Source organism: Mesorhizobium sp. M0016, from assembly GCF_040324035.1.
Classification (GTDB): domain Bacteria; phylum Pseudomonadota; class Alphaproteobacteria; order Rhizobiales; family Rhizobiaceae; genus Mesorhizobium.
In genome coordinates, this window is record NZ_JAMYVM010000004.1 from 1 (window position 1) to 16,417 (window position 16,417).

19 protein-coding genes are annotated in these 16,417 nt (G+C 63.0%); 7 read left to right on the plus strand and 12 right to left on the minus strand.

The genetic code is table 11. From position 1 onward, the window contains the following. Positions 1-666: 666 nt before the first annotated feature. The 4 genes from NKJ88_RS07315 to NKJ88_RS07330 form a co-directional block, all read right to left on the minus strand. Positions 667-1,215: a dihydrofolate reductase family protein gene (locus NKJ88_RS07315; RefSeq protein WP_352443963.1), complete on the minus strand. Its 549-nt coding sequence runs from the start codon at positions 1,213-1,215 to the stop codon at positions 667-669. A 185-nt stretch (positions 1,216-1,400) separates the two neighbouring features. Beyond that, complete coding sequence (locus tag NKJ88_RS07320; protein WP_023726509.1) at positions 1,401-1,670, minus strand: PilZ domain-containing protein; 270 nt, start codon at positions 1,668-1,670, stop codon at positions 1,401-1,403. 59 nt (positions 1,671-1,729) lie between these two features. Then, complete coding sequence (locus NKJ88_RS07325; protein WP_023671091.1) at positions 1,730-1,939, minus strand: hypothetical protein; 210 nt, start codon at positions 1,937-1,939, stop codon at positions 1,730-1,732. Positions 1,940-2,141: 202 nt separating this feature from the next. Next, on the minus strand, positions 2,142-2,516 hold the full coding sequence (locus tag NKJ88_RS07330) for a hypothetical protein (RefSeq protein ID WP_023833641.1): 375 nt from the start codon (positions 2,514-2,516) through the stop codon (positions 2,142-2,144). 145 nt (positions 2,517-2,661) lie between these two features. On the opposite strand from NKJ88_RS07330, the gene NKJ88_RS07335 reads away from it, so the two are divergent. The 4 genes from NKJ88_RS07335 (at position 2,662) to NKJ88_RS07350 (ending at position 5,288) form a co-directional block, all read left to right on the plus strand. Continuing rightward, positions 2,662-2,835, plus strand: a complete 174-nt coding sequence (locus NKJ88_RS07335) for a hypothetical protein (RefSeq protein WP_155923304.1) — start codon at positions 2,662-2,664, stop codon at positions 2,833-2,835. A gap of 260 nt (positions 2,836-3,095) precedes the next feature. Further along, a complete protein-coding gene (locus NKJ88_RS07340) occupies positions 3,096-3,848 on the plus strand; it encodes a DUF4142 domain-containing protein (protein ID WP_352443868.1) in 753 nt (250 codons plus the stop codon). Between the two features lie 31 nt (positions 3,849-3,879). Further along, positions 3,880-4,485 (plus strand): general stress protein, encoded by a 606-nt coding sequence (locus NKJ88_RS07345; RefSeq protein ID WP_023704148.1) that lies wholly within the window; start codon positions 3,880-3,882, stop codon positions 4,483-4,485. Between the two features lie 182 nt (positions 4,486-4,667). Next, positions 4,668-5,288: a hypothetical protein gene (locus NKJ88_RS07350; RefSeq protein WP_352443869.1), complete on the plus strand. Its 621-nt coding sequence runs from the start codon at positions 4,668-4,670 to the stop codon at positions 5,286-5,288. A 47-nt stretch (positions 5,289-5,335) separates the two neighbouring features. Here NKJ88_RS07350 and NKJ88_RS07355 read toward each other — a convergent pair whose 3' ends face one another. The 3 genes from NKJ88_RS07355 to NKJ88_RS07365 form a co-directional block, all read right to left on the minus strand. Next, positions 5,336-6,478 (minus strand): extracellular catalytic domain type 1 short-chain-length polyhydroxyalkanoate depolymerase, encoded by a 1,143-nt coding sequence (locus NKJ88_RS07355; RefSeq protein WP_352443870.1) that lies wholly within the window; start codon positions 6,476-6,478, stop codon positions 5,336-5,338. Positions 6,479-6,686: 208 nt separating this feature from the next. Continuing rightward, a complete protein-coding gene (locus tag NKJ88_RS07360; protein WP_352443871.1) occupies positions 6,687-7,673 on the minus strand; it encodes an aldo/keto reductase in 987 nt (328 codons plus the stop codon). 243 nt (positions 7,674-7,916) lie between these two features. Then, positions 7,917-8,657 (minus strand): FadR/GntR family transcriptional regulator, encoded by a 741-nt coding sequence (locus NKJ88_RS07365; protein ID WP_352443872.1) that lies wholly within the window; start codon positions 8,655-8,657, stop codon positions 7,917-7,919. Between the two features lie 2 nt (positions 8,658-8,659). On the opposite strand from NKJ88_RS07365, the gene NKJ88_RS07370 reads away from it, so the two are divergent. After that, positions 8,660-9,682: an NAD(P)-dependent oxidoreductase gene (locus NKJ88_RS07370; RefSeq protein ID WP_352443873.1), complete on the plus strand. Its 1,023-nt coding sequence runs from the start codon at positions 8,660-8,662 to the stop codon at positions 9,680-9,682. A gap of 77 nt (positions 9,683-9,759) precedes the next feature. Here NKJ88_RS07370 and NKJ88_RS07375 read toward each other — a convergent pair whose 3' ends face one another. After that, positions 9,760-10,557, minus strand: coding sequence for a DUF1828 domain-containing protein (locus NKJ88_RS07375; protein WP_352443874.1), 798 nt, complete (start codon positions 10,555-10,557; stop codon positions 9,760-9,762). Further along, entirely contained in the window at positions 10,548-11,132 is a 585-nt protein-coding gene (locus tag NKJ88_RS07380) for a hypothetical protein (RefSeq protein WP_023704155.1), read from the minus strand. Before NKJ88_RS07380 ends, NKJ88_RS07375 begins: the two co-directional genes overlap by 10 nt. Positions 11,133-11,353: 221 nt before the next feature. Here NKJ88_RS07380 and NKJ88_RS07385 point away from each other — a divergent pair, with 221 nt between their 5' ends. Beyond that, positions 11,354-12,238, plus strand: coding sequence for an AraC family transcriptional regulator (locus NKJ88_RS07385; protein WP_502904739.1), 885 nt, complete (start codon positions 11,354-11,356; stop codon positions 12,236-12,238). A 323-nt stretch (positions 12,239-12,561) separates the two neighbouring features. Here NKJ88_RS07385 and NKJ88_RS07390 read toward each other — a convergent pair whose 3' ends face one another. Next, positions 12,562-13,356: a FadR/GntR family transcriptional regulator gene (locus NKJ88_RS07390; protein ID WP_023691897.1), complete on the minus strand. Its 795-nt coding sequence runs from the start codon at positions 13,354-13,356 to the stop codon at positions 12,562-12,564. Between the two features lie 3 nt (positions 13,357-13,359). Beyond that, positions 13,360-14,802: an FAD-binding oxidoreductase gene (locus tag NKJ88_RS07395; RefSeq protein WP_023828360.1), complete on the minus strand. Its 1,443-nt coding sequence runs from the start codon at positions 14,800-14,802 to the stop codon at positions 13,360-13,362. 161 nt (positions 14,803-14,963) lie between these two features. On the opposite strand from NKJ88_RS07395, the gene gloA reads away from it, so the two are divergent. Continuing rightward, a complete protein-coding gene (gene gloA / locus NKJ88_RS07400; RefSeq protein ID WP_019856614.1) occupies positions 14,964-15,374 on the plus strand; it encodes a lactoylglutathione lyase in 411 nt (136 codons plus the stop codon). 74 nt (positions 15,375-15,448) lie between these two features. Here the strand turns inward: gloA and NKJ88_RS07405 are convergent, their stop codons facing one another. Further along, complete coding sequence (locus NKJ88_RS07405) at positions 15,449-16,417, minus strand: ABC transporter permease (protein WP_352443876.1); 969 nt, start codon at positions 16,415-16,417, stop codon at positions 15,449-15,451.

Here is a 16,417-nt window from a genome sequence, read left to right on the forward strand (position 1 = left end):
CCAAGGCCTTTGCTGCAGGATTGGCTCACACGCTAAGCCGCCTCGTAAAGGAGCGGCGGCCGATCAGGTGTTGCCACCAATCGCCCACAGGCACCACGCGGCGGCATCTGCAGCGACCCCAACTGCATTCCTTCGCCAATGTTCCAGCGGGATGAAAAAAACTGTGCGGCCGGCCGACCCGACGGACCCGGCTGGCGCACGCAGGATCCTGAACTGCTGGACGATGATGACGCAGGCCTGGAAAGGCGGCTAGGTTGGACCTTGCTTTTCAGGCTTGACCATGATGTTTCACTACCCGCTCGGTCATCGCGGGAAGGCCAGGAGCAGAGCCGCTGGCAACGGTGAGTTGCGGACGAGGGCGGGCGGTGGAGGACGACGCCCTTGGGCCGCCAGGTCACTGAAGGACCAACCGAAGCGGCGCTTCGGGCGTAAAAGCGATGTCCTTGTAGGTCTGCAATGTCTGCTTATGGAGTAACGGCGGCAAGGCCTCTTTGACCGGCATGGGGCGCATTGCTGACCGGCAGATTTTCGGCCGACAGCAGACCCTCTGCTGCTTGGGTACCCAGCACGCAAGCTGACATGTGAGACCTCGGTGCGAAGGCCGGGACCAGGCCCACTGCGAACGTACGTGTTGGTTCGCATGTTGGCGCTGACGCGCCTTATCGTTCAGCCTCGCGGCACATAGATCATATGAACCGTATCGTCATCGATCAATGTGCTCGACACCAGTTGCAGCGGAGGCCTTGCCTCGTGGAAGAAAGGCTTGCCCTTGCCGAGCACGAACGGCCTCACGTGCAGGTGATATTCCTCGATCAGGCCCAGCCCGGTCATAAGACCGGCCAGTTCCGGACCGGAAACGCTCAGGATACCCTCCGTGCGGGCCGCGATCTCGCGAATCTGCGTTTCAATATCGCCGGAGATGAGGGTGGCGTTGGGGCCGACCCGTGAAAGTGTGCGCGAAACGACCCATTTGGGCAGCTTGCGCCAGAGTGTCGCGAACTGGCGAAGCGGAGCGTCCCATTCCGCGCGATCATCGTCCCAATAGCGCATGACCTCGTACATCCGGCGGCCATACACAGCGCCGGCATGGTTGCGAATCGTCTCGATCCAGTACTCGAAGTGCTTCTGGCTTGGTGCGCCCATGACCAGATTTCCGGCAAGGTCATCGACATAGCCATCGATGGAAACGTTCATTCCCAAGATAAGTTTGCCCAAAAGCAGCGCCTTCACCTAGTGGGTCCACGGACCAACCGCTTGCAATGCAAGCGGTCAGAGGCTATCGCAACTGATTGCAAATCGCAAGCAGCATGGAAGGAAGCGTTCGTGCCGCAAACGAGCCCTGCCTTGTCCCATCAACCCTGCACTTGAACAGCTGGGTGATCCGTCCCGGCTACCGCCATCTACGCCTGCCGTCCCGAATCAAGCTGCACCCCAAGTCGCTCGTTCCGTCTCCACCGCACCACGGCGCGATAGCTGGTATGATCGACAGGCACGTGAAGGACGAAACGGTCGGGGATTGCGATATCGGCCTTCACCCGCAGCTCCGCACCGTGAGCGTGCTGGTTGCAAACCAGACAATTGATACTGGCGTCGCCAACGCGGATTGTCGCTTCCTTCAGAACAAGATCACGGATATGCGACCGTCGCTCTATCGGTGGGTCAGCCGGCATTGCCTTATCCCTCTGATTTGACGACCTGAAACTCTTCTGAACCCGGAATGAAAAGCGCACTACCGGCCCAGCGGTTGCCTCGAAAGACTGACGAGCTCGGCTTCGTCGACCACGCCGGCCATATAGTTCGCGATAATCCGGGATGCGATGGCGTCGCGTGCTTCGGGCGACTGACCGTCGCGCTTAAGCTGCTCGAATACACGGCCCAACAGCTCGAGTTCGGATGGCTGCAAAACGCCGGCCTCCGTGGCTTTGCGTCGAATGGGCATTTGTGATCCTCCACTGCGGTCAACAACATACGACCGCGGCAGGGAAACTCAACTCACCTGTCGAGGGCGCCGCGCAGGCGGCGCCGACCACAAATCCCGTTTACCCGAGCGGGGAGTTTTTCACTCAAAGCCACAGTGATCTGGCGTCCATACAAAGCCCGCCGGCAAAACCGGCGGGCGCCATAGGTCATAAGATACCCCACTAGAACCAGCTTCGGTCGCGTTCCTGGCTTTGCCCGAGCAGCATGCCGATCAACAACCCGGCAATGCCGCCAAGCACGAAAGCGCTGCTGATGGTGCCGGGATTTTGCTGGACGGCTTCGGACACCGTCTGCGCCTGCGATCTCAGCTGCTGCGTTGCCCGTGCCGCGCGCTCGGTCGCGCTGCCGTACCAGCCGCCGGCTTCGCCGACGGCATCTTCTGCGCGGTCGGCAAGCGTCCGGTTGATCTTGCTGATCTCGCGCTTCAGCGATGCGACCTGCTTCTCCAGGGCCTCCTGGGCCTCTCGGGCGGACATCTTCGGGGTGTCCTTGGGGGTGTCCTTCGCGGTGTCCTTCGGGGTGTCGTTGTCGGCCATGGCTGTTCCTTTCGTTGAGGCAGGGGGAACGGCCAACGGACAAGGATGGTTCCGCTGCCTGCGCTCACAGTCATTCACCCGGCCGGCCGCCAACTTTGGGAACACTCTCCCGATCCAACGGTTGTGGCTGATGGAGGGCACGCATTTGTCGAATCGATCGAGCCATGCTGAAACGCTGCGGACGGTCTCCGATCTGCTACACCGCGCCCGCCGTGTCATTCGCGACGGCGGCCATGCGGCGGCGATGTTCGAAATAGACACGCTGCTGCAGGTCGCCCAGACAGAGGTTGCGCGCCGCCTCGAACGCAACGATCGCTGAACCTCGATAGGCCACCGCGGGCACTATTCATTGCGGGCGGCGAAGGCCTCGTTTCGCTTTGCGATGGACTTGCAAGGCGCCCATCGAGCGGGTCGCCGTCCGAGCCACGCGTCGACATCGCAAAGGCGCAAAATCCGAGGATGAGGGGCCATCATCGCGGCATCGACCCTCCCGGTTATAACGCTTGGGCGGCGGAACAAAGCTTGGCCGCACTGGTTAGGCTCACAGCACGATGTGTGCCCCAACGAGGATCTCTGTCCATGAAAACACGTGTTCTTCTAGCTTCGCTGGCCACCGCCACAGCCATGGTCTTCGCCCTGCCCGCCTTCGCCGCCGACAGTGCTCAGGACTTTGTCGACAAGGCTGCCATCGGCGGCCTGTTCGAAGTGGACTCCAGCAAGATCGCAGAAGGCAAGGCCCAGGATCAAGGCGTCAAGGATTTCGCCAAGAAGATGATCGACGATCACGGCGCCGCCAACGCCAAGCTTGCGACCATCGCCGGCGAACAGAAGCTGAAAGTGCCGACGGAGCTGGACGCCAAGCACAAGGCCGATCTGGAGGCTCTGCAGAATGCCAACGATGCCGTCGACAAGCCCTATGTCCAGATGCAGCGCGATGCGCATTCGGAGGCGGTCACGCTGTTCGAGAGCTACGCCAAGGACGGCGACAACGCGCAGCTGAAGACCTTCGCCTCCGAGACCTTGCCGACGCTCAAAATGCATCAGGAAATGGTCGAGAAGATCGCTTCCGCCGACAATGCATCGTCGACCACCAGCTCCACCACCCCGGCCGTGAGCACGACCGACACCACCAATCCGGCCGCCCTGGTCCCGGGTGCCAACAGCTTCACCGAGGATCAGGCGAAGAGCCGCATTCAGGATGCTGGCTTCTCCGGCGTGTCCAAGCTGACCAAAGACGACCAGGGCATCTGGCGCGGTCAGGCCACCAAGGATGGCAAGACCACGACCGTGGCGCTCGATTATCAGGGCAACGTCGTTGCCGGCGCCAACTGAACCTCTGAACCAGATCGAGGAGATCAAGACCATGAAAACCGTAACCGGACTTTTCGACAACTACGATGATGCCTCCGATGCCGTCGGCGAACTGGAGGCAATCGGCGTGCCGCAGGCCGACATCAGCATCGTCGCCAACAATTCGGACGACTGGTACGACGATGGCGACACCTCCAACGCCGCCGAGGATGCAGCCGGCGGCGCCGGTCTCGGAGCCGTCATTGGCGGCGCCGGCGGGCTTCTGACAGGGCTCGGCATCATGGCCATTCCGGGCGTCGGTCCGGTCGTGGCCGCAGGATGGCTGGCCGCCACCGCGGTCGGCGCCGTTGGCGGCGCGGTCGTCGGTGGCGCTGCCGGCGGCATCGTCGGGGCGCTGACCGAGTCCGGCGTCCCCGAAAGGGATGCGCATGTCTATGCGGAGGGCGTTCGCCGCGGTGGCACGATGGTGACCGCCAGGGTCAGTGACGAACTCGCCGATGAGGCCGAGCGTATTCTTGGCGAGTCCAACTCGGTCGATCTGCAAGACCGCCGACGCGCCTATGAAGCCGGTGGCTGGACCGGCTTCGATGCCAATGCCGACCCCTACACCGACATCGAGGCCGAGCGCGACAGAACGCGCAACGCCAGCCCACTCTGATCATCGAGCCCCGTCGCCGTACGGCGGCGGGGCCGAAGGTGCTGTCGGCGCACTGCAAGCGACGTTCAGATTCGGCCATAAGGGGCGGGTTCTCATCGGACCTGCCCCTTTTCGCTGTTGCCTTGGCTTGACCGGCTCTCGCCGTGTTAACGTCGAACCAACGAACCCAGCCCCAGGAAAGCATGAGCCCGTCCCCGCAACTGATTGCCGAATGGCCGTTGTCGCCGTCAGCGACACTCGGGTCCGCCGTGCGCTCCAAGGGGATCGAACGTGAAGTCAGAGGCCGGCTGCCATGGGCAGTCAGGAAGCACGTCAAGGCCGAGACGGGCCGCATCGCGTTGCGAATGTCGAGATCCGAAGCGGAAGCGTTCAAGGCCGCCTCTGCCAGTATCTCCAAAACACTGGAGGGAGTGGAAGCGCTGCCTGTGCTTCCACGCGAGGTCGAGGATATCCTTACGATCTCTTCGCGCGAGCGCCACAAATGGCTCAAGGACGGTCGGCTGCAAAGCACCGGCACACGCACCGTCAAGATGCGTGGGCGATCAAAGTCTGTCACCTTCCACGTTTTCGACCCGCGCCACATCGAGGACGTCCTGGACCGCGATCTGGCAACCGTCTGGAGAGAGCAGGATGTCCAGGAGGTCGCCGAGAACAGGCGGCGCGGCGCGGGCAAGGCCGCGCTGACGCGCGCGGGAAAGGGCACCGGGCAGGCTCGCACTGCGAGGAACGCCCGGGACACGGATGGCCCGCCGCCCGGACTGAAGGGCTGGGATGCGTTCGAGGACGAAGGCCTGCTGCGATAATGATGCTGGTGCTTCCCCTTGTCCTTCGTGCGGGGCGAGCCTCAGCCTCAGCGCATCAATCCCGCTGCCCGCAGCGCGTCCTCGATGACCTTGGTAATCCCGCCCGCCGGACCGCCTGGCGGATTGACAGGCTCCGGGGTCGGATCCACACGGACGGCTCGCGGTTTTTCCTTCGGCGAGAAAGGCTGCAATGCAGTGCCTGAAGCGGCTTTCGCCGTGCGTCGTACGTCTGGCTTCGTCAGCCCCCAGAAACGGGCGATGTGGCGCGTCGAGGAAATCCCGACATCCAGCATGAACGGCCCTGCTTTGCCGAGAGCATTGTCGCCGCCCGCCTGCAATGGCGTGCCATGGCCCATGCCGGCAATGCTGTATGCCTCGACCACGTCGCGGCCTTTGCCATCGGACCAGACTTTGCGGCTCTGACCGTCGACCTTTTCCGTGCGTGTCGGCGCTTGAGCGAGGCCGTGCACGCCCTGCCATTGCGCCAGCACCGCGCCGGCATTGGAAGGCACCACGGTCGTGTCGGCCGAGCCCTGCCAGATCGAAATCCTCGGCCACGGCCCCTTGTGCGGCGAAGCCTCCCGCAACAGACGCTGCAGGTCGCTTCTGGACGGGCCGCCATGGCCACGCATGCGGTCGAAGGCTTCGGGGATGGTCGAGGCGCTGCCATAGGCAAGCCCGGCGATGATCGCGCCACCGGCAAACACGTCCGGGTAGGTCGCCAGCATCACCGCCGCCATGGCGCCGCCGGCGGAAAGGCCGGTGACGAATATCCGCTTGCGGTCGAGACCGTGGGTGACCACCGCCGCCTCGATCATCTGGCGGATGGACAGCGCCTCGCCGCCGTCGCGGCTTATATCGCCTGGGACGAACCAGTTGAAGCAAAGATTGGCGTTGTTGGCGCGCTGCTGCTCGGGGAAAAGCACGACAAAACCCTGCTCGTCGGCGAGCTCGGTCCAGCCGGAACCATGATCGTACGCGGCTGCAGTCTGGGTACAGCCATGCAGCACCACGACCAGCGCCGCCTGCTTCGGCAGGTTTTCAGGGAGATAAAACCGCGCGCGCAAGGCGCCGGGATTGGACCCGAACCCTGTCATCTCGGACAGGTGGTCGTCCTTGCTCAGCCCTGCACCGGCTGGCCGGCCGCGCATCGCGCTCAGCCGGGCGATCGTATCGGATATGTCTCGCAAATCGCTATCCTTGCGCGCCGGAATGGGCAGACTCGTGCACACAACGCACACGCAGCAATATCGTTGCTGCACTGCACAATAACAAGCGGCGCGACCGATTAAATGACCCGGTGGATCACAGGATCCGCTGCACAGCTTGTAACGACGAGCGCAATTTGCGCCCGGCCGACCTCTTGTCAGTCAGCCGGTCGAGGCCGGCAGGCGCTGGTTACCAGCGCTGATGCACGTAGGGCTTGATGTTCTCATCATAGACCGCCTTCACCTTGGCCATCAACTCGGAGGAAAACGGCGCAAGCTCCGCCGCTTCCGCATTGGAAACCGCCTGCGCCGGATTGCGGGCGCCGGGGATGACGACCGTCACAGCGTCGAACATCAGGATCCAGCGCAGAGCGAATTTCGCCATCGTGGTGTCGCCTGACACCAGCGGCCGCACCTTCTCGACGGCCGCCAGGCCGACCTCATAGGGCACGCCCGAAAACGTCTCGCCGACATCGAAGACTTCGCCATTCCTGTTGAACAGGCGATGATCGGTGCTCTCGAACTTGGTGTCCGCCTTGAACTTGCCTGACAGCAGGCCGCTGGCCAGCGGCACCCGGGCGATGATGGCGACATCGTTCTTTTTCGCCTCAGCGAAGAACAGCTCGGCCGGGCGCTGGCGGAAGGCGTTGAAGATGATCTGCACGCTGACGACACCGGGATATTGCATCGCCTTCAGCGCCTCTTCGACGCGCTCGACGCTGACGCCGTAATTGCGGATCTTGCCCTGCTCGGTGAGCTTGTCGAGACGCTCGAACACCTCCGGATGATAGTAGAGATCCGTCGAGGGGCAATGCAGTTGCACCAGGTCCAGCGTGTCGGTCTCGAGGTATTTCAGGCTGCGGTCGATCCAGCCGGTGAGGTTTTCGACGCTGTAGCCCTCGACCGTCTGCTTCGGCAGCCGCCGTCCGGCCTTGGTGGCGATGAACGGGCGCGCGCCACCGCGTTCCTTCATCACCCGTGCGATCAGCTTTTCCGAACGGCCGTCGCCATAGACGTCGGCGGTGTCGAGGAAGCTGACGCCGGCATCGAGCGCGGCATGCAGGGCGGCGACCGCATCGTCGTCATTGACCTCGCCCCAGGCGGCGCCGATCGCCCAGGCGCCGAAGCCGATCTCGCTGACCGATTTGCCGGTACGGCCAAATTTCCGTGACTGCATCTCGCTGTTCCTGACTGCGGCTTCGCCGGCAATGCCGGCTGCATGATTCCGTTTTTGGGGGAGCCTCATATCGGATGGCAACGCGATTGACATCCCTCTTCGTTGGATTTACCAGATTACAGGGTTGTATGACAACCTGGTAAGAAGGCAACGATTTCGAGTCGGGAGGAACATGTCGCTGATGCGCGAACTCTATCTCGGCGGGGTCGCCGGATGAGCAGTCCGTCAACCGTGGTTGGCTCCCTAATCGTGAACAGCCTTGTCGCGCAGATCCTCGAAGCGGGCATAGCTTTTGGTCAGATGGCTGCGCATGGCGCGGCGCGCGGCGTTGACGTCCCTGGCTTCGATGGCCCCGAGAATGGCGCGATGCTCGCGCTGCATGCGGTCGAGATATTTTTCCCGCTCGGCCTCCGTCATCCGGTCGAGCCGCGTCCACTGGCGCTGGATCATGGCGCTGCCGAACGTGTCGAACAACCGGGTGAAATTCGGGTTCTGCGTCGCGGCGAGAATGGCGCGGTGGAAACCAAAGTCCTCTTCCGAGCCGGAGCCGCCGGCGCGCACCGCCGCTTCCAGCGCGTCGAGCCGCGCGCTCATCTGCTGGAGCGCCGCCTCGCTGCGCCGCTCGGCGGCAAGGCCGGTCGCTTCGACCTCGATGCCCATGCGCAGTTCGAGCACGCGCAGCACCTCGTCGATCGATTCGAGATCGTCGGGCAGCACGGAAAAAATCTTCGGCGGCGGATCCTTGGCGACGAAGGCGCCGAGCCCCTGGCGCGTGGTGATCAGCCCGCGCGCACGCAGCGCCGCCAGCGCCTCGCGCACCACGGTGCGGCTGACGCCTGTGGCAGCAACAATCTCCTGCTCGGTCGGCAGCCGCTGCCCCGGCGCAAGGTCGCCGGATTCGATCTGCGCAATCAGCGTGTTGACCAGACCCGTCCGCAGGTTGGGCGCCTGCGGTATGGCGTCGAAAGTCATGGGCTCCGCCATCGGTGGCACTCCGGTTCGATTCTTGTTCGAAGGCCGAATCTTATTCAAAGAATTGCATCGACGGGTGCCCGCCGCAAGGTGACGAAAGTTCGGCCCGCTGGCACGAGCCATGGGAGGATTGCATGAAAGAACGCATCGGCTTCATCGGCCTGGGCAGCATGGGCGCCGGCATGGCCGACAATCTGCTGCGCAAGGGCTGGCCGCTGACGGTGCATGTCCACCGCAGCCGCACGGCCGCCGACCGGCTGATCGCCGCCGGCGCCACCGAAGCGCCAAGCCCGCGCGCGCTCGCCACCGCGAGCGACATCGTCATCCTGTGCGTCACCGGCTCGCACGAGGTCGAAGCGCTGGTCAAAGGCCAGGATGGCCTTGCTGCGGCAGCTAAGCCGTTGCTGATCATCGACTGCTCGACCTCCAACCCCTCATCGACGACAGCGCTTGCCGCCGACCTCGCGGAGCAGGGCATGACGCTGATCGACGCGCCGCTGGCGCGCACGCCCAAGGAAGCCACCGAGGGCAAGCTCGACGTCATGGTCGGCGGTGCGGCCGAGATCGTCGCCCGAGCGCGGCCGGTGCTCGAAGCCTTCGCCGCGCGTGTCGTCCACACCGGCCCGACCGGCAGCGGCCACACCATGAAGCTGCTCAACAATTTCGTTTCGATGGGCTATTCCGCGATCTATTCGGAAGCGCTGAGCCTCGGCGCCAAGGCCGGCCTGACGCCGCAGGTCTTCAACAGCGTCATCTCCGGCAGCCGCATGGATTGCGGCTTCTACCAGGCCTTCTTCGATTTCGTCTTGAACCGCAACGAAAACGCCCAGCGCTTCGCCATCGCCAATGCGCTGAAGGACATGACCTATCTCGCCTCCTTCGCCCACGCCGCCGGCATCGCCAACCCGATCGGCGCCGCTGTGCGCAATGGGTTCGCCACGGCCGTCACAACAGGCCATGGCGAGAAGTTCGTGCCGGCGCTGTCGGATATTGTGGCGGGGTTGAATGGGGTGTCGCTTTTGGAGGCGGCGGAGTGATAGCGAAGCATGGGCAGGCCTCGCCTTCTGCACATCACAAGTCATTCGCCCTCAGCGTTTGGCCGAAGCGCTCAGCGTCAGTGGACAGTTGCAGCTTCGTTGCCAACAACGACACGGGCTATTCGTTGGATCGTGTCAATAGGGCCGCTCTTATATCGCGGTGCCGCGTCAAGGCGGTTGTCCGCCTGTAGACGTACTTTCTGACTCACGGACGTTTCGGTTTCCAAGACTGCAACTACCGACAATGGTAGGTGTCGCTCGCTATCCGCGATCACTCGCAATAACATTGCTTGCCATAGCTTTGAATCATTCGTCGCTATAAACAAAGCCACAGGATCGCGATCTTCCGGATAAAAAACCATATCTGGTGTGACATCTGTCAAGTCCGGAGAAACTGGTTGGCCCTCGACATAGCGGACATGGCGCTTATCCATCTCGTCTCTAATCGCGGCCCTCACATCGTCCTCGAATGCATTCTTTACACGTTCGACAGTCAAAAGAATCAAATCGTTCAGACGTAGGAGCAAAGCTGAAAATTCGAGAACAGCCTTGGGTAGATCGGCTTCTGTTATGCCGTCTATGAATATTTCTCCCATTTCCTCGTCATAGGCCGCACCGTGTTGCACCAAGATTTGGGACAATGCCTCTCTGCGACTGGCAGCATCCATAGTGGCACCCTCCGCTTCCAGGAACGCAATCGTGAGGGCGTTGTCGACAAGACGGTACAGGCCACTCTTAGGACCAAGCGCGTATATGCCTATTAGGTCTCCAGAAATGAAGTTTTTATAGGGCGTGCAAATAGCCACACCACCGCTGAAGGCAGTTATTTGGACGTTCTCGCAGAACGCCCTACATATTTGTTCCTTCAAGCCCATGGCATCGCGTCTATCACAAACATATCGTGTTGGTGGTCTATGCCGACAAGGCTGCACGCGATCGCCGTAGCGACCCCATCACTCATAGCATGTCCATCGTTAAGCATTTTCATGTGGCGATGGTAGGACTTCGGATCAGGAATGCGCTTGGTTCCTGACGGTTTTATGATGCCTACTGACAAGTTATCAGTGTCCCCGCAAGCTGTGTGCACATGCCAGCCACCATGGGTCGCGTGAAACTCCCACCTCGCCAAAATTCGGAAATCCCCGCCGATTTCTTCGCCCAAGGTGGCGATAAACTCTGGAACAAGTGTGTGATAGGCAACCAGCACTCTGTAGTTACGCCCCTTTGTGGCAAAGCTTATGGTTTGCCATCGATAGCGGCGCGTAAGAGGATAGGCTTTCCCTCTCTTCTTGCTGAGAGGGAAGTCCTTTGTTTTCAGCTTCTCGTCGCTCCATAGAGAGAATACGACGTTTGCTTTTTTCGGTCCAATTACCCCTGCTACCCTCATAACTTTGTATTCTATGCGGATTCTCAGCCGGTCACGCAATGGTGCGCCTGTGGCGTCGGCCATACAAATTGATAAATTCGCATAACCAGATGGCGACCGGCCAGTACTTCGATCTGTCAGCGCCTAGTAGAGGCAGCCGGCACGTTAAAATCGACTTAGGTAACCACTATCCCGCGTCCTAGCTGCGCATACCTCCTCTTTGGCCATGTCAAACCGCAAGATCGGTCGAGCGCGACATGCCCCGGAGCGCCTATCTGGTGTCGCCACGCAGGACGAGACGTTTGATGACGCCACTTGAAAACTACCATGCCCGGATGCAGAGGGTGCTGGACCACATAGACCAGCATCTGGACGACGATCTGGGCCTGGAGGCGCTAAGCGGCGTCGCGGCGTTCTCGAAATTCCATTTCCACCGGCAGTTCACATCAACCTTCGGGCTGTCCGTGCATCGCTATGTCCAGCTCGCCCGCCTGAAGCGCGCTTCTTACAGGCTTGCCGAGAGCGACGCCCAAAGCGTCACCGACATAGCGATGGATGCCGGTTACGACGCACCGGATGCCTTCGCCCGCGCCTTTCGGCAACGGTTCGGACAATCGCCTTCGTCGTTCCGGAAGTCCCCCGACTGGGGGGCGTGGCTCATGGCCTTCGGGCCGCTCGACAAAGCAAGGACCACGCTCATGCAGATAATCTTCGAACCCGCCGACGTGATGATCCGCGATGTGCCCCCGACGCCGGTGGCGATCATGGAGCATCGCGGCGACCGGGCGACGCTCCAGGACACCATCCAGCGCTTCATCGCCTGGCGCAAGGCGGCCGGCCTCTCGCCCCACACAAGCCCGACCTTCAACATCTTCCGTTCCGAAAGGGAGCCGGCGAACCCGGCCGATTACAGCATGGATATTTGTGCCGGAACCGACCTGCCGGTAGAAGGCGGGCCGATCGAGGACGCGCAGATGAAGGCCGGCGTGATCCCCGGCGGACGCTGCGCGGTGCTGCGCTATCCCGGCAACACCAACAATCTCGAGCCGGCAGCGCTTTACCTGTACCGCGAATGGCTTCCGGCCAGCGGCGAGGAGGCGCGCGACTTTCCGATCTATTGCCAACGGCACTTTTCGTCGAACGGACCGGTGCGCGAGGTGGTGCTTGAGCTGTTTCTGCCGCTGAAATAGCGCGGTGGGGTGGCGGCCTATCTCCGGCCCTGAGCTGGTTGAGCCGACGACCGTGTGAAATCTGATATGGCGCTCCCCCACTCCGTCTCGGCTTCGCCGAGCCACCTCTACCCCCATATTCGTGGGAGCGAGGAAACCCAAGCTTTTGAAGGGCTGCGATCTCGGAGATTGGCATTTCCTCATCCCCCATGAAATGGGGGGTCCGAAGGACGGGCGAGACCCGAGGCTCGCCCCGGCAAGGTGGCTCGGCGAAGCCGAGACGGAGTGGGGGTCAGCGCCGCCATGGGCGATTGGCCCAGCGCGCGGACAAGGCAAGGCAATCCCTAAGCCTGCCCGCGCACGGCCTTCCGCAACCGCGAATGCCGTACCGGAGACGCTGCCTCGGGCCCCGGCGCTATCTCCGCAGCTTCCCCCTCATGCAAGCCCACCCGCAGCGCCGCGCCCGCCAGATGGTCGCGCATCGCGGCTTGCGCCCCTTCGGCGTCGCCGGCACGGATCGCTCTCAGGATGCGCTCATGTTCGCCGAGCGTGATGCGGGCCATGTCGTCCGACTTTTGCTGGTTGCCGGCGGCGAGAATGCTTTCGCGCACCCGCTCGGACACGAAGACCAGGAATTGGCCCATGTAGGAATTGCGCGTCGCCTCGGCGACGGTGCGGTGGAATTCGAGGTCGCTGCGCAGCCAGGCGACGCTGCCATAGGGGGCGGCGCGCATGCCGGACAGCGCATCGCCCATGGCTTTGAGATCGGCGTCGCTGCGCCGTTTTGCGGCAAGGGCCGCTGCCTGCACTTCGAGGATACCACGCAGTTCGAACAGATTGCGAAACGAGTCGGCGCGCTGCAGCGTCTCATGGTCGATGGTCAGCACCGTCGGGTTGGTGGTCTCGACGACGAAAGCGCCGCGTCCCTGCTGCGACCAGATGCGGCCTTCCGAGCGCAGCCGCGCGATCGCCTCGCGCACCACGTTGCGGCTGACCCCGAAAGTGGTTGCCAGCGCCGCCTCGGTCGGCAGCTGGTCACCCGGCTTCAGCCGGCCTTGCGCGATCTCGCGCGAGATGGAACTGGCCACCAGAGTGGAGAGGTGTGGGCCGCGATTGACCTTGTCGAGTTTCAGCGTCATCGCTCACCTATAGTCGACGGCGGGTGCGGACGCCAGAATGCGGCCGTTGCTGAGAATGTGGCGCGGGTCGAATGCGTCCTTGATGCCGGCGGCGAGGTCGAGCGTCACCGGATCGATGCGTTCGAGGAACGCCTTCTGCTTGACCCGGCCGATGCCGTGCTCGGCGCTGATCGAGCCGCCATAGCGATCGACGACGGTGAAGATCTCGGCTTCCGCCTGCTCGAACAGATGTTCCATCGCCTCGGTGCCCATGCCTTCCGGCGGCACGACGTTGAGGTGGATGTTGCCGTCGCCGACATGGCCGTAGGTGACAGCCAGGGCGTCGGGCCGGGCTTTCTCCAAGGCGGCCAGCGCATCGGTGACGAAATCGGCAAGCCTGGAGATCGGCACCGACACATCGGTGCGCAGGTAGCGCCCGCCCCTGCCTTGCCGCTCGACCATGATCTCGCGGTAGAGCCACAACCGCTCACCTTGAGCCCTGGTCGAAGCGATGACGCCGTCCTCGACGATGTCCTCGACGCTGCCGAGAAACCCCAGCAGCATATCGGAGAGGTCGATCAGCCCGCCCGACGACACCTCGATCAGCACATAGACGGGATAGGGCTGGCTGAGCGGATCGGGAAAATCCTGGCCTTCGCGCATGGTGATCTCGATGCCGCCGCGCAGGATCAGTTCGAAGGCGGTGAGCAAATCGCTGCAATCGCGCCGCGCCCTTGCATAGAGTGCCATCGCGTCCTCGACGGAGCGCAGGCCAACCAGCGCGGTTTCGATCTGCGTCGGCTTGGGGAATAGTTTCAGCGCCGCCGCGGTGACGATGCCGAGCGTGCCCTCCGAGCCGATGAAGATCTGCTTCAGATCATAGCCGCGATTGTCCTTGCGCAGCACTTTCAGCCCGTTCCAGATGCGGCCGTCGGCCAGCACCACTTCGAGGCCAAGCACCAGGTCGCGCGTCATGCCGTAGCGCAGCACGTTGAAGCCGCCGGCATTGGTGGCGACATTGCCGCCGATGCGGCAGCTGCCCTGCGCGCCGAAAGTGATCGGCAGCAGGCAGTCGCTCGCTTCGGCGGCGCGCTTGGCGTCCTCGAGAATGCAGCCGGCCTCGACCACCATGGCGAAGTCGGTCGGGCTGATCGAGCGAATCTTGTTCATGCGCTCCAGCGAGATGACGATCTCGCCGCCATCCGCCGCCACTGCGGCGCCGACGAGCCCGGTCAACCCGCCTTGCGGCACGACCGGAATGCGCTCGGCATGGCAGAACCGCATCAGCGCCGACATTTCCTCCACCGAAGAGGGCCGCGCCACGGCCAGCGGCCGGCCGAAATGATCGCCCGACCAATCGCGGCTGTAGCGCGCCAGATCCTCTTCGTCGGTCAGCAGCCCGCCATTCGGCAGCAGGCCGGCCAGGGCTGCGATCTGCGATGCGGAGGTTGGCGGCACGGCATTCATGGATTGGCTCTGGGCCCCTCGGCAAAACGACTGGACAAATACCGGCGTTGTCGTGTTATCATACAACCCTGATTGAGAACATCAAGCGAGGCCATCTTGCCGCCAAGCGTTCGATGTGGATGATCAGACTCGCAAATCACAGAATTCGGAGGACTTCCCCAATGAGCGACGCCCCGGGCTTTCGCTATATGCACACCATGATCAGGGTGCTCGACCTCGACAAGTCGATCGCCTTCTACACCGAGGTGCTCGGCATGACCCTGCTGCGTCGCGACGACTACCCCGGCGGCAAGTTCACCAACGCCTTTGTCGGCTATGGCCCCGAGGACAAGGAAGCCGTCGTCGAGCTGACGCTGAACTGGGGCCGCGAGGAACCCTACGAGATCGGCACCGGCTTCGGCCATCTGGCGCTCGGCGTCAACGACATCTACGCCGTCTGCGCCGAACTGGAAAAGCGCGGCGCCAAGATCCCGCGCAAGCCCGGCCCGATGCAGCACGGCACCACCCACATCGCTTTCGTCGAAGACCCCGACGGCTACAAGATCGAGCTGATCGGCCTCGACACGATGTGATCCGATCGGGCCGGACCGCATCGGCCTCGCGCCGATGCGGTCCCGTCCTGTCCGCGCTTGCCTGGGAGGCGGGATCACTTGATGACCGCGATCTTGCTGCGGTCGATGGTAATGGCGACGGCAGCGATCAGCACCGCGCCGAACACCATGTTTTCCAGGAAGATATTGACGCCGACAAAGGTCATGCCGATGCGCACGATCGAGATGATCAGCGCGCCGACCGCCGTGCGGGCAACGCCGCCGAGCCCGCCGGTGATCGCCGTGCCGCCGACGATGACGGCGGCGATGGCCGGCAGCAGCAGCTGGTTGGCCAGCACTGGCGAGCCGCTCGACAGCCTGGCCGCCAGCACGACGCCGGCGATGGCCGCGAGCATACCCGACGCGGCAAAGGCGATGATCTTGGTGCGGTCGACATTGATGCCCGCCGCCCACGCCGCCGGTTCGCCGGCGCCGACCGCAATCGCCTGGCGGCCGAAGCGCGTGTAGCGCAGCGCCAGAAAGGCGGCGATGCCGATCACCGTCGAAATCAGCACCACCACGGGAATGCCGGCGACAGTGGCGTTGATCCAGGCGGTGTTTTCGCGACCAGCCTCCTCGATGGTGATGGCGCGGCCGCTGGAGACCCATAGCGCAAGGCCGGTGACCACGCCGCCGGTGGCGAGTGTCGCGACGAAGGACGGCACGCGTAGCTTGACGTGAACGACGCCGCTCAACACGCCGAAGGCGAGCCCCGACAGGATCGCCACCGGAAAGGCGGCAAGGCCGAGCGAAGGCAGCAATTGCGCCAGGATGACGCTGGCCAGCGATGCCACCGCCTGGATCGACAAATCGATGCCGCCAAGCAGGATGGCGAAGGTGACGCCGGTCGCCAGGATGAACAGCACGGCGGTGTTGGCAAACAAAAGCGCCACGGTTTCGCCGGTGAGGAAGCCGGGCGCGGCGATCTCGATGATCAGCAGCAGGCCGACCAGCAGGATCAGCGGAATGGCGCCTTGCGTCCACTTGCCTTCGAAAACCCGCCTGATGGAGAACGCTTCATTCAT

Excerpts from the sequence above, each read along its gene's own strand:
- NKJ88_RS07330 (WP_023833641.1), bottom strand. The coding sequence starts at position 2,516 with ATGGCCGACAACGACACCCCGAAGGACACCGCGAAGGACACCCCCAAG.
- NKJ88_RS07375 (WP_352443874.1), bottom strand. The coding sequence starts at position 10,557 with ATGGGCTTGAAGGAACAAATATGTAGGGCGTTCTGCGAGAACGTCCAA.
- NKJ88_RS07340 (WP_352443868.1), top strand. The coding sequence starts at position 3,096 with ATGAAAACACGTGTTCTTCTAGCTTCGCTGGCCACCGCCACAGCCATG.
- NKJ88_RS07365 (WP_352443872.1), bottom strand. The coding sequence starts at position 8,657 with ATGGCGGAGCCCATGACTTTCGACGCCATACCGCAGGCGCCCAACCTG.
- NKJ88_RS07390 (WP_023691897.1), bottom strand. The coding sequence starts at position 13,356 with ATGACGCTGAAACTCGACAAGGTCAATCGCGGCCCACACCTCTCCACT.
- gloA (WP_019856614.1), top strand. The coding sequence starts at position 14,964 with ATGAGCGACGCCCCGGGCTTTCGCTATATGCACACCATGATCAGGGTG.
- NKJ88_RS07385 (WP_502904739.1), top strand. The coding sequence starts at position 11,354 with ATGACGCCACTTGAAAACTACCATGCCCGGATGCAGAGGGTGCTGGAC.
- NKJ88_RS07345 (WP_023704148.1), top strand. The coding sequence starts at position 3,880 with ATGAAAACCGTAACCGGACTTTTCGACAACTACGATGATGCCTCCGAT.
- NKJ88_RS07380 (WP_023704155.1), bottom strand. The coding sequence starts at position 11,132 with ATGGCCGACGCCACAGGCGCACCATTGCGTGACCGGCTGAGAATCCGC.
- NKJ88_RS07405 (WP_352443876.1), bottom strand. The coding sequence starts at position 16,417 with ATGAATGAAGCGTTCTCCATCAGGCGGGTTTTCGAAGGCAAGTGGACG.
- NKJ88_RS07350 (WP_352443869.1), top strand. The coding sequence starts at position 4,668 with ATGAGCCCGTCCCCGCAACTGATTGCCGAATGGCCGTTGTCGCCGTCA.
- NKJ88_RS07360 (WP_352443871.1), bottom strand. The coding sequence starts at position 7,673 with ATGCAGTCACGGAAATTTGGCCGTACCGGCAAATCGGTCAGCGAGATC.
- NKJ88_RS07325 (WP_023671091.1), bottom strand. The coding sequence starts at position 1,939 with ATGCCCATTCGACGCAAAGCCACGGAGGCCGGCGTTTTGCAGCCATCC.
- NKJ88_RS07395 (WP_023828360.1), bottom strand. The coding sequence starts at position 14,802 with ATGAATGCCGTGCCGCCAACCTCCGCATCGCAGATCGCAGCCCTGGCC.
- NKJ88_RS07320 (WP_023726509.1), bottom strand. The coding sequence starts at position 1,670 with ATGCCGGCTGACCCACCGATAGAGCGACGGTCGCATATCCGTGATCTT.